The organism is Paenibacillus sp. HW567 (assembly GCF_000374185.1).
Taxonomy (GTDB): domain Bacteria; phylum Bacillota; class Bacilli; order Paenibacillales; family Paenibacillaceae; genus Paenibacillus_AQ.
In genome coordinates this window covers 4,212,272-4,224,343 of sequence record NZ_KB910518.1, presented here as the reverse complement: position 1 = coordinate 4,224,343, position 12,072 = coordinate 4,212,272, and the positions used below count along the sequence as shown (strand labels likewise).

The 12,072-nt window shown below is 49.5% G+C and carries 9 protein-coding genes; all 9 read left to right on the top strand.

What is annotated here, in order from left to right; all coding sequences use genetic code 11:
- The first annotated feature begins 63 nt into the window (after positions 1–63).
- Complete coding sequence (locus tag B212_RS0119100) at positions 64–1,365, top strand: ABC transporter substrate-binding protein (protein ID WP_019912603.1); 1,302 nt, start codon at positions 64–66, stop codon at positions 1,363–1,365.
- A gap of 92 nt (positions 1,366–1,457) precedes the next feature.
- The gene (locus tag B212_RS0119095; protein WP_019912602.1) at positions 1,458–2,345 is read left to right on the top strand and encodes a carbohydrate ABC transporter permease; all 888 of its coding nucleotides are present in this window, start codon (positions 1,458–1,460) and stop codon (positions 2,343–2,345) included.
- Complete coding sequence (locus B212_RS0119090) at positions 2,338–3,183, top strand: carbohydrate ABC transporter permease (protein WP_019912601.1); 846 nt, start codon at positions 2,338–2,340, stop codon at positions 3,181–3,183. The genes B212_RS0119095 and B212_RS0119090 overlap by 8 nt, the downstream gene beginning before the upstream one ends.
- A gap of 98 nt (positions 3,184–3,281) precedes the next feature.
- Positions 3,282–4,688 (top strand): glycoside hydrolase family 30 protein, encoded by a 1,407-nt coding sequence (locus tag B212_RS0119085; protein WP_232231491.1) that lies wholly within the window; start codon positions 3,282–3,284, stop codon positions 4,686–4,688.
- 19 nt (positions 4,689–4,707) lie between these two features.
- Positions 4,708–7,431, top strand: a complete 2,724-nt coding sequence (locus tag B212_RS0119080) for a beta-galactosidase (RefSeq protein WP_019912599.1) — start codon at positions 4,708–4,710, stop codon at positions 7,429–7,431.
- 546 nt (positions 7,432–7,977) lie between these two features.
- Positions 7,978–9,453, top strand: coding sequence for a spore germination protein (locus B212_RS0119075; protein WP_019912598.1), 1,476 nt, complete (start codon positions 7,978–7,980; stop codon positions 9,451–9,453).
- 2 nt (positions 9,454–9,455) lie between these two features.
- The gene (locus B212_RS0119070) at positions 9,456–10,586 is read left to right on the top strand and encodes a Ger(x)C family spore germination protein (RefSeq protein WP_019912597.1); all 1,131 of its coding nucleotides are present in this window, start codon (positions 9,456–9,458) and stop codon (positions 10,584–10,586) included.
- Positions 10,587–10,601: 15 nt separating this feature from the next.
- Positions 10,602–10,844 carry a hypothetical protein gene (locus B212_RS31870; protein ID WP_019912596.1) on the top strand — a complete coding sequence of 81 codons (243 nt, stop codon included), beginning with the start codon at positions 10,602–10,604 and terminating at the stop codon, positions 10,842–10,844.
- A gap of 31 nt (positions 10,845–10,875) precedes the next feature.
- Positions 10,876–11,979, top strand: a complete 1,104-nt coding sequence (locus tag B212_RS0119060) for a GerAB/ArcD/ProY family transporter (protein ID WP_019912595.1) — start codon at positions 10,876–10,878, stop codon at positions 11,977–11,979.
- Positions 11,980–12,072 lie beyond the last annotated feature (93 nt).

The following is a 12,072-nucleotide window of genomic DNA, read 5'->3' as shown; positions in this document are numbered from 1 at the left end:
ATTACATGAAATCCGTTTCATAAACTGTCCAACTTGCTTCGAACAATAAAAGGGAGGTTTACCATGAAACGCAAACTGGGATTTTTAATGGTAATGATGCTTGTCGTTGTTAGTGTTCTGTCTGGATGTGGGGGCGGCAATAATAATTCGGACAAGGCATCGGGTTCAAATGAAGGCGGCAAAAATGCAGTTTCGGACAAACCGGTTGATTTGACATTAACGATGTGGGGCTCTGAGAGTGACAAGAAGGTTATGGAGCAGCGTCTTGAAATCGTGAAGAAAACGAACCCGAATATCAACGTCAATGTGCTGCTTGTGGCCGGCGACTATGACCAGAAGGTACAGACCATGATCGCAGGCGGAACGCCGCCGGATATCATGATGATTGCGGAGAACTATCAGGTGTATGCGAGCAAGGAGCAAATTATTCCTCTTGATGACTTTATTACTTCAAGCAATCTGGATATGAAAGCAAGATACAGCGATGATATTGCAAATCTTATGAGCTACCAAGGCAAGCAATATGGCATGCTGGACCGCGCGGGAGCGATGGTGCTTTTCTACAACAAAGATTTGTTCGACAAAGCGGGTGTTGCTTACCCTACCAAGGAATGGACGCAGAAGGAGCTGCTTGAAGCAGCGAAAAAGCTGACGGTTAAAGAAGGTGACAAGACGGTTCAATGGGGATACTATCCAGGCTCATGGTGGCCGCAGTGGATGCAGCTTGTCTATCAGAATGGCGGTTCGTTGTTTGATGCGAACAACAAGCCTACCTTCGATACACCACAGGTTCGCGACGCTCTTCAACTGCTGAATGATATGAGCTACAAGTACGGCACTTCTCCGACAACTACTGAAATTGCAGACATGGGGAATGTTGGCGCAGACCCGTTATTCGCACAAGGCAAAATCGCAATGGAAACTACAGGCTTCTGGAATATCGGTTCCCTGGCTAAGGTTGAAGGGATTAACTGGGATATTTCACCGATTTGGGGCCAGACAAATGCATTCTTCAACGGTCTGACCATTACCAAACAGTCCAAACACCAGGAGGAAGCATTTAAAGTCATTAGCGGACTGACTGAACTGGACGCACAAATGCCGATTATTGAGAGCGGTCAGGACGCTCCGGCTACCAAGCCTGCTTTGACCAGCGACGCTTTCGTTAATGCAGAGTATGGCGGCAAAAAAATCAACATGGCTGCATTCAGTGATTCCAAGCTGTACGCTGAGCCGCTGAATCCTAAATGGAACGAAATGATGAAGGTTATTGATGACAAGCTGGCGCCTTTCTTCTTCAATGAAGCAACGCTTGACGATACCGTTAAGCAAATCCAGCAAGGACTCGATAAACTGTACAAATAATAGATACAGAGCACTCATCATTCAAGAGATCAAGGGATTAGCTGTCCTGAGCTGATCCCTGTTTCATTAGGAGTAAATACGGAGGTGGTTTTATGAAGAACAAGGACGGACGCTGGTTTTATATTTTTATCTCCCCTTGGTTAATTGGCTTCTTGGGCTTAACCCTGGGACCGATTATATTCTCTATTTATATGAGCTTTACAGATTGGGATTTATTCCAGTCGCCCAATTTTATCGGCTTTGAGAACTATATCAATTTATTAACCGATGACCCTATTTTCTGGAAGTCTGTCGGGAATACATTTTTTTATGCGCTAATAGCCATTCCTATGGGCATGTCCATCTCACTCTGGATAGCCTACTATTTGAACAAAAAGCTGAAGGGCATCACCTTCTTTCGGGTGTTATATTATTTGCCTTCAGTAGTTCCGGTTGTGGCCGCTTCGCTGCTGTTCATCCGATTGTTCGCGCCGACAGAGGGCTTAATCAATGAAATGCTGAGTTTCGTGGGCATCCAGGGGCCGAGCTGGCTGCTTGATCCCAACTGGGTTAAGCCTGCTCTGGTTCTCATGTCTCTATGGGGAGTCGGCGGCGGGGTTGTGCTGCTGCTTGCCGGTATGAAAGGGATACCACCGGAGCTGTATGAAGCTTCGTCGATAGATGGAGCGAGCAGCGGACAAAGCTTCTTTGCCATTACCTTTCCAATGCTCACCCCGGTCATTTTCTTCAATCTGATCACGGGAATTATAGGAGCGCTGCAAACCTTCGCCCAGGTCTTCATCGTAACCGCAGGCGGGCCGGATAACGCAAGTCAGATGGTTGTTCCGTATCTGTTCCAGAATGCTTTCCGGTTCTATAAAATGGGATACGCTTCAGCCATCGCCTGGATCTTGTTCATCATCATCCTGGTGCTGACACTGATTGTGTTCCGTTCATCCGCTTTATGGGTGCATTACGAGGAGGGGAAAGAAAATGGCTAGAATATCCTTGATGGAAAAAAGCGTTTCCTATGTGATTTTATGCGCGGTAGGCATTTTGCTGTTCGCTCCGTTTATCTACATGCTGTCCATTGCCTTTGCCAGTGATGCTACCACGGTAAAAGTAGCGTTTACCTTTATTCCCCGTGAGTTCACCTTTGCCAATTTTACGAAAGTGTTCTCAGATTATCACTTGGGAACTTATTTGAAGAACAGTTTGATCATTACGGTGTGGACGGTCATTGGCTCTGTCGCTTCCGCGTCTTTCGTTTCTTACGGGTTTGCCCGTTTGAAGGCTAAAGGCAGCGGGATTCTATTCGTAGTTCTGCTGAGCACCATGATGATCCCTGGTGAAGTGACGATGGTTCCCCAATTTGTTATTTTCAGAGAGCTGGGGTGGGTGAATACGTTCCTGCCGCTGATCGTGCCGAGCTTTTTTGCAGGGGCTTATAATGTGTTCCTGATCCGCCAGTTCGTCATGTCTATTCCGAGATCGCTTGATGAGGCGGCGATGATTGACGGAATGGGTCATCTGGGAATTTACTCCAAAATCATTCTGCCTATGACCTATCCGATTCTGGCGGCGATTGGTATTTTTTCTTTCTCCTACAACTGGGGGAATTTCATGGGACCGTTAATCTATATTAATGATCCTGACAAAACTCCGCTGGCGCTTGGCGTGCAGTTGATCAGTACGGCATCCGGCGGGCAAATGCCTCCGTGGAATATGGTCATGGTCGCTTCACTGTTTCTGACAATTCCGATGATTCTGGTCTATATGCTGGGGCAAAGATTTGTATATGAAGCCAATATTAGCGGCGGAAGCAGCGGGATTAAATAACGGATTACTCCGAGGAGAGCCCAAATATGAAAAAAGTGAACCGGCGAGTTATTCTAATAGGCATCCTTGTCTTAACATTAGCTGTATTGGGAGGAATTATGTTAAATCAATCACAAGACAAGACAACATCAAGGCTATTGAAGCTGGATGAAGCCGCTATCCATGTAGACCCGAAGGATGGCTATGACGGCTTTGAAGGCTGGGGCACCTCCCTGGCCTGGTGGGGCCATGTGCTGGGGCAATGGAAGGATGGGCAGAAGCTGGATGAGGTGATGGACCTTATCTTTAACCGGGACAAGGGTCTTGGGCTGAACATCGTCCGCTATAATATCGGCGGGGGTGAAGATCCGAATATCGCGCACAATACGCTGCGGCCGGGCGGTGACGTTCCCGGCTTTGAGCCTGAAGAGGGCAAGTGGGACTGGGAAGCTGACGCAGGCCAGCGCAAGGTTCTGCTTGGAGCCATAGAGCGTGGTGTTACGATAGCCGAGGCCTTCTCGAATTCCCCGCCTTACTGGATGACCGTTAGCGGCTCCGTCACAGGAGCGGTTGACGGGGGGAATAACCTGAAGGATGAATATTATGGAGCCTTTGCTGATTATTTGACCGAGGTTGTCAAACAATACAAAGAGCGGTGGGGCGTGACGTTCCGCACGCTGAACCCGCTGAATGAACCGGCTTCTGACTGGTGGAAGAAGGGGAATATTCAAGAGGGCAGCCATTTCAGCGTGGATAAGCAAATGGAGATTATTCAAAAGGTCTCCGAATCTCTAAAGTCCAAAGGGCTGAACGATACGGTGATCAGCGGACCGGATGAGAATAGTGTGGACGAAACGATGGATATGCTCTCATTCTATGATGAAGCCACGCTTGGCCGCTTGTCCCAGATCAATACCCATACGTACAACGGAAGCAAGCTGGAGGAGCTGCGGAATTTCGCGCAGGAGAAGGGCAAACGCCTGTGGATGTCTGAATACGGAACGGGCGGCAGCGAGCCGCATAACCACCAGGATATGAGCAGCGTAATGGAGCTTGGGGAGCGTATTATTTTTGACCTGCGTGTGCTTAGACCGTCCGCTTGGGTTTACTGGCAGGCTGTAGAGGATGAGGGGGCGAACAACAACTGGGGGTTCATCCACTCTGATTTCACCTCGGGCGAGAGCTATGAGCTGACGAAGCAGTATTATGCGATGGCCAATTTCAGCAAGTTTATTCTCCCGGATTCCCGTATTCTGCTGACAGAGGATGGACGGACAATAGCGGCGTATAACGAAGGTAAACATCAGCTTACCATTGTAGTCAGAAATGAGCAGTCGGAGAAAGAGGTCACCTATGATCTGACTCCTTATACGTACGACAGTGCTGCTGCTCAAGTCTACCAGACCTCTGCGGACAAAAATTTAGAGCCATCCGAAGTGCCGCTGTACACTAACGGAGTGCGGCTGACTGTGCCGCAGCAATCCATTACGACCATTGTAATCTCCGATATCCGGATTAAAGAGTAGAGAGAAAGGTGTGGGGAGAATGACTGTGAATTACGACAAGAGAAGCTATACCATTAACGGGCAGCAGGTCTTCCTGAACAGCGCGGCCATCCACTATTTCCGTATGCCAAGAGAGGAATGGCGGGAGGTTCTCGTTAAGGCGAAGCTGGCAGGAATGAACTGTATTGATACCTATTTTGCCTGGAATGTGCATGAACCGGAAGAAGGAGAATGGAGCTTCGAAGGTGACAAGGACTGCGGAGCTTTTCTTGATTTGTGTGCAGAGCTGGGATTATGGGTTATCGCCCGTCCAGGCCCGTTCATTTGTGCAGAGTGGGACTTCGGCGGGTTCCCGTGGTGGCTGAACAATAAACAGGAGGTCGCGTTCAGAACCCACAGCAAGCCGTATCTGGATTATGTAGACCGTTATTTCGACAAAATAATTCCTATAATCCGTGATCGTCAAATCACACAGGGCGGGTCAGTGATTCTTGTGCAGGTCGAGAATGAATACGGGTATCTTGAAGCTGATGAGGCCGCAGCAAGCTATATGAAATATTTAAGAGACGGTTTGTTGCAGCGGGGAATTGAAGTGCCGCTGATTACCTGTGTAGGCGGTGTGGAGGGCGCTATCGAGGGTGCGAACTTCTGGTCGAATGCCGACCAGCATTATGAGGAGCTTGAGCGCAAGCAGCCGGACATGCCGAAGATTGTCACCGAGTTCTGGACAGGCTGGTTTGAGCATTGGGGAGCGCAGGCGGCAACCCAGAAGACCGCCGGTCTCTATGAGAAAAGAACACTGGAGGTGCTGCGTGCAGGGTATAGCGGCATAAGCCACTATATGTTCTACGGAGGAACGAATTTTGGCGGTTACGGCGGGAGAACGGTCGGGGCAAGCGATATTTTTATGGTCACCTCCTATGATTACGATGCTCCCTTGAACGAGTATGAGCGAGTGACAGAGAAATATGCTGTAGCGAAGAAGTTATCCTACTATATTCAGGCCATAAGCGGGTTTCTGCTGAATGCGGAGGAGGAGCAGAGCGTTCCAGTCCGGTTAAGCGAAGGATTCACCGCACGTTCCAGGGGACGCGGGAGAGAGCGCATCTGGTTTGTGGAGAGCGGAAAACAGGAAAGGGAGAACGCGTACCTTACGTTGTCCCGCGGTAACACCGTTCCGGTTACCGTTAAGCCCGGAGCCATCACTCCTGTTCTCGAGCAATTGGAAATTTCTCAGGAGGTATTCCTGACCTGCAATTCCTATCTGCTTGCCAATGAGGCAATAGCGGGAGTTCATACGCTAATTATTGCGGCCGACAATGGGAACCGCTCCTGGATCGAAATTGAAGCGGGACAGCCCATTGAATTAACGGGGCAGCCGCCGCAGCTTATGAAGCTAAGCGGTGACCGCAAGCAATTAACGCTGGACAGCTTTCATTTCTCGGAGCCGCAGGTGTTGTCCCTCTCCATCGGCGGGAAGCTGTTCCAGCTTATTCTGGTGAACGGAGATATGGCCGACTCTGCTTGGCGGTTCGCCGGGCCGTCTGGGACAAGATGGGCGCTCGGCTACCCGGATATGGATGTCACTCGCGAAGGGCAAATTATGGCGGCGGTAAGCCGGAGAGAGCATGGGGTGCTACTTCTAGGCAACTGGGAGAATGCCACTGCTCCGCTGGACGAATCGCCTTATGTACATCTTGAGAAACCTGAATTAAGCCTAGTCGCTACATCGTCCGTTGCCTTAGCGCCTTCGGAAGACCATGTGTACTCCGGGGTTCCGCTGGATTTCTCCAGTATGGAGGTGCCGTATGGCTATCTTCTATATACCTGTGATTTCGAGCAAGGGCCGGGTGAAGTGAGAACGGTGGTTATTCCTAAAGTCCAGGATACGTTCAGAGTGTATGTCAATGGTGAGGCGTCCCAATTGGTCCGCCAGGTTGGAGCATCATCCCTGGAGCTTAAGCTGAAGCCTAATGAGACCAACCGGCTGCAATTGCTTGTGCAGAATATGGGCCGTTTGAATTTCTCCCCGTTTCTCGGCGAGTTCAAAGGGATTCAAGGTCCGGTATTTCTGGATGGCAATTCAGTTGACATGCGCGATCAGTGGCAGCATGGAGCGCAGTCGCTGCATCTTGGACAGGTCTGCAGCGTAGAGCCGGGCACTGTACTGCAACGGACCTTCACCATTCAGGGTCAGGACCGGGCCATTCTGGTAGGCGCGATGAGCGGAGAGCTTACCATTAATGGTCAGGCCATTGATATTACCGGGTATAAGGATTGGTTCATGTTCCACACGCTGGACATCTCCGCCTATATCCGTGAGGGACTTAACACCATCGAAATGAAATATATCAAATCGCCGATAGACCGGCTGGAGCTGATCAGCTACCATTCGCAGAATGAGCTGAACGGCTGGTCCATTCAAGATGCCAATCTGCTTGAGCATAGCGCAGTTCAAGACCAGCAGTCCGGCAATGGACCGGTGCGCCACTCTTTTCATTTCAATAGACCGGAATGCCCGGAAGCGGTCCATGCCAGGCTGAAGCTGCGGCTGACCGGAATGAGCAAAGGTTATGTGAAGCTGAACGGAACGGATATTGGCCGTTATTGGGGCATTGGCCCGCAGGAGGATTACAAGCTTCCGATGGCTTGGCTGAAGGAGACGAATGTACTGGAAATATTTGATGAAGAGGGAAGATCGGCAGCCGGTGTGAAGCTGATCTTCGATGAGCACTCCAGTATGAGGTGGGTAACGCTGGGATAAGACAGTGATTCTGGTGTGGGAAGTCTCCTGTTCGAGCCATAACATTTTGGAGAAGAAAGTGGGACGGACCGTAAAGTCTTTATTTTCCTAAAAGGATACATTTAGCCGGGGTAACGGACTGTAAAGCGCCTATCGCCTCTTCGTCAGGTATAATCTAGGGTGAATGTCTACCCTTAACGGCTCTGAAGTCCGTTCACTTGCGGAAAAATGACTTCCAGCGGAAATAAGAGCGGCTCGGTCCGTTACAAACAGGCAGACTCTTCCGATTAGGAGATGATTCTTGTTCACGGGGTCTGATACGCCTGACAGCGTGATTTCCACGCCTTACTCCGTTTGGCGGAGTATCGTTTAAACGCCAACATTTATAGTCTGAAGATCTACTAGAGGTGTCCTGAGCCATTCATCGTGGCCTATGGGCACCTTTTTCATTGTGCAAACCCAGACTTGCTGGAATTGCCGTGCAGAATAAAAGCTTCGTCTTCTTGAGATATTAAACAACATATCCCAAATCGCTTAAATAAAGGTTCGGCGTGAGGAGGACGGGGGATGATATCGAAATGCTTGGCCGAAAATGTGCAGCAGATTAAGATTACCTTTTCCGATTGCACCGATCTCACGCTCATTCCCTGGAGCTACGGTCCGGAGCTTGCGCATGGGGCCTGTTCTGTCTATTTTGAAACACTGGTTCCGCATGATCATTTGAATTATATGAAATCAGCGATGCAGGATCTGGTCACACATGAGGTGGGCACGGCGGAATCGGTCACTCCTGAGGAGGTAATCCGCTATTTCGGGAAGCATGGCGTAACCGCCTATTCCGCCAAGGTATTGAATACAGTGGATCAAATATATGACCAGATATTAAGCGGAGCTTTGGTGATTCTATTCGATCATTGGGAGCAAGCGATCAGCTATGCAACGAATGGGCTTCCCTACCGGCAAATCAGCGAGCCCATCACAGAACCGGTTGTCCAAGGTCCGCATAACAGCACAATTGAAGAATTGAACATCAACATCGGCCTGATTCGCGGTTTGCTGAAGTCACCGAAGCTGAAATTCGAGTACTTCACAGCGGGAGAGGTGAGCCAGAGGCAAATAGCCTACGGTTATCTGGATGGAGCCGTCAATCCTGAATCACTGTCGGAATTCAAGCGGCGCATTGCGGACATCGACACAGAAGAGATTCTGGAAACCTCTTATTTGGAGGAATGGATCAGGGACTCCGCCTATTCGCCTTTTCCTCAAGTGCGCTATACGGAACGGCCGGACACGGCGGTAGCTGCCCTGCTGGATGGAAAGATTATCGTAATGGTGAACGGAACGCCGACCATATTAATCTGTCCGGGCTTGTTTTTTGAATTTCTGGTGTCCAGCGAGGACTACTATCAACAAACGGCCTTTACTTCATTGATTCGGATACTCAGATTTGCCGCATTTGTCATTGCCCTCCTGCTCCCGAGTCTGTACATCGCGTTGTCTACCTTCCATTCCGAGATGATACCGACCGTTCTGCTGCTGGCTATTCTCGATACGAGGGAAGGCATTCCTTTTCCAGCGTTTGTGGAGGCTCTGATCATGGAGATTTTTTTCGAGTTCCTCAGGGAAGCCGGAATCAGATTGCCCCGTCCGGTAGGCTCTGCCGTCAGCATTGTCGGTGCGCTCGTCATCGGCCAGGCTGCGATTCAAGCCAAAATTGCTTCCCCGGTGATGGTTATTGTCGTGGCCCTTACGGGCATTGCATCGTTTGTGCTGCCTCAGTACAGCATGGCTATCACCATCCGTATTTTGCGCTTCCCCCTGATGATTCTCGCCAGCACATTAGGCGGGCTTGGCATTATGTTCGGACTGCTCATGACACTTCTGCATCTGGTCTGCCTGCGCTCATTGGGCCAACCCTACCTGGCGACCCTGGCGCCGCTTAATATTACCCAATTACGGGATGTGTTCATTGTGGTCCCGCGGCAAATGCTGCTTCATCACCCGCGAAACCGGCATTTGCATAAGAGGAGAGGAGCGAAATAACTATGTTACCGCGGCGCATCGCTATTATTTTCTCCATTGCTGCGGTCTTTCTGCTGACAGGCTGCTGGGACAAGGCGGAGCTGGTGGAATACGGGTATGCGCAAGCGGTAGCGGTTGACCTTGGCGAGGGCGGGGAATTGAACCTGACTACCCTTTTTTACAATCCATCGGGATCAGGGGAGACGCCAGGAGCCGCGAAGCCGCCGCCCAAAGGGATTACTATCCGAACCAAAGGCAAGAGCTTGAATGAAGCAATAGAAGATATCCCCATTCATTTCGGAAGAAAAGCTAAATTGGATCATATGCGTGTGCTTATCTTGGGGGAAGAGCTGACCCGGCAGCAAGGGGTAGAGGACCTGCTCGATTTTTTGATGCGGGATAATGAGATTAGAAAAACCATACTTGTGCTGATTGCAGAGGGAAAGGCCGGCGAATATTTAGAAATCAAACCATTCATTGAGAATACCATTGGCCAGCAGTTGAGAAGAATGGAAGAAGCGAGCGCAAAATTTTCCTCCAAAACCTCAAAAGTTCCTCTGCTCGATCTGGCGCTTCAATTAAAAAGCGAAACGAAAGTTACGACGGTTCCTTATGTATTCAAAGACAAGGATTCCGATGAAATCTCTACTGCCGGAGTGGCTCTGCTTAAGGAAGGGAAGATGGTAGACGCCATCATGCAGCCGGTTGACACCCAGGCGTTATTAATGCTGCTTGGAAAATACAGCAAAGGCGTTGTTGAAATTGCGGATAAGGAAAGCTTTCAGGTTCTCTCCGCAAAAACAAAGATAACAACCCGTAGCTCAGGCGACGATGTTGTTGCCAGCATACATATCAAGATCACAGGCGCAATCAGCGAGCTTCACCGTTCTTCCGTCACCACCAGAGCGGAGCAAAATAAATTTACAGGAAAAGCCCAAGACAAGCTTCAGGCCGATCTGCGGAAGACGATCACCTATCTTCAGAAGGAGCAATTGGATGCGCTTGGCATCGGGAACCGGGTTTATCAACAAAATCCGGCATTATGGAAACGCTGGAAGGGGACCTGGGGCGGGCAGTTTGCCCAGGCTGAATTTATAATCGCAGTTGAGATTGATATTGTGAATACAGGAATGCAGGCGGGTGCGCCGCTATAGATAAAGGAGATAACCATGCTTGCGAAATTGATATTCTTCATAAGCTGCAATACGGTAATGCTGGCTATGGATCTTCCCAAGTGGAAAAGGATCAGCCGCAGAGCACGTATCCTGTACCTGCTGCTTATGCTGCCTATCGTGTATCTGGGGTTAATATACGCAGCAGATCTCCCCTGGCCAAATCTTGACGAGCTAATTGATTTCTTTCTGCTCACTCCGTCCAGAAGACTCGCCGCCTGGTTCAGACCTCCGGGCTGAACCAGGTTCATTCATAACCGTGGAGGAACCCATGAAAAACCAAGAAAGCATCAGTGCGCTCCAGCTTGCCGTTCTGTTTCTTTCCGGAATGACCGGATCGTCGATTATTCTGATTCCTTCCCCGCTGATTAATGCCGCCAAAAACGGAGCCTGGCTCTCCTTCTCCATCGCTTGGGTTATGGGATTCCTTCTGCTGTGCTGCATGCTGTACTTGCATAAGCAATATCCGGGCATGACCTTTGTGGAATACAGCAATCAGGCGCTGGGAAAATGGCTGACCTGCTTGCTGATGATCCCTTTTGCCTGTGCGCTGTTCTGGCAGAACACCGCTATCGTGATTGAAATTAGCGGGTTCTTCAACAGTACAATAATGACCAACACGCCCGTCACTGTAATCAATACCTTGTTTTTTGTATCGGCCGCCGTAACCGCCCGGGCCGGAATTGAAGTGATGGCCCGGATGTTTTTCATTTTATTGATTATGATGTATGGGTTTGTTATTTTGGTTGTGGTCTTGGCCTCCGGCAACTACCATCCTGAATTTCTGCAGCCGGTTATGGCAGACGGGTTCAGACCGATTCTGCACGGAGCCTATATCATATACGGTTTTCCGTTTACAGAGGTTGTGCTGTACGCTTCAGTTCTTCCGTTTGTCCGTAAGGACGAGGAGCGGGTTCTCGGTAAATATATGTTCATTGCGCTTGTTATTAACGGAGTTATATTAATGATCTCTGTCCTTTGCACCATTTTGGCTCTAGGGCCTTTAGCGGGCGAGATGAGTTATTCGCTGTATCAGTTGGCCAGGCTCATCTATGTTCAGGAGATTATTGAAAGGGTCGAGCCGATCATCGGCTTCTCATTAATCGCCGGCTCGTATATGAAAACCTCGATTATGATATTTATTTTGACAAATGTATTGTCGCAAGTATTTAAAGTAAAGGATTACCGCGTGGTAACCTTCCCCGTGACGCTTCTCTGCCTGCTGCTCTCTATTACCATGTATCACGACCAGGCTTCCTTCAACGAGGATGGATATATGGTGTGGACCCTATTCGATAATCTGGCTTATGTGCTTCCAATGATATTGATCGCAGCCGTTACCCTGCTCAAAAACCGCAGCAGCAGCACTGGATGAACGTGGCGTTTCCCTTGATATGGAGTGCAAGATTTGACAAGGGAAAATATACTCTGTATTCTGGTACTATAAAAACTATTTCAGTACCGAATT

Excerpts from the sequence above, each read along its gene's own strand:
- B212_RS0119100 (WP_019912603.1), top strand. The coding sequence starts at position 64 with ATGAAACGCAAACTGGGATTTTTAATGGTAATGATGCTTGTCGTTGTT.
- B212_RS0119095 (WP_019912602.1), top strand. The coding sequence starts at position 1,458 with ATGAAGAACAAGGACGGACGCTGGTTTTATATTTTTATCTCCCCTTGG.
- B212_RS0119090 (WP_019912601.1), top strand. The coding sequence starts at position 2,338 with ATGGCTAGAATATCCTTGATGGAAAAAAGCGTTTCCTATGTGATTTTA.
- B212_RS0119085 (WP_232231491.1), top strand. The coding sequence starts at position 3,282 with ATGTTAAATCAATCACAAGACAAGACAACATCAAGGCTATTGAAGCTG.
- B212_RS0119080 (WP_019912599.1), top strand. The coding sequence starts at position 4,708 with ATGACTGTGAATTACGACAAGAGAAGCTATACCATTAACGGGCAGCAG.
- B212_RS0119075 (WP_019912598.1), top strand. The coding sequence starts at position 7,978 with ATGATATCGAAATGCTTGGCCGAAAATGTGCAGCAGATTAAGATTACC.
- B212_RS0119070 (WP_019912597.1), top strand. The coding sequence starts at position 9,456 with ATGTTACCGCGGCGCATCGCTATTATTTTCTCCATTGCTGCGGTCTTT.
- B212_RS31870 (WP_019912596.1), top strand. The coding sequence starts at position 10,602 with ATGCTTGCGAAATTGATATTCTTCATAAGCTGCAATACGGTAATGCTG.
- B212_RS0119060 (WP_019912595.1), top strand. The coding sequence starts at position 10,876 with ATGAAAAACCAAGAAAGCATCAGTGCGCTCCAGCTTGCCGTTCTGTTT.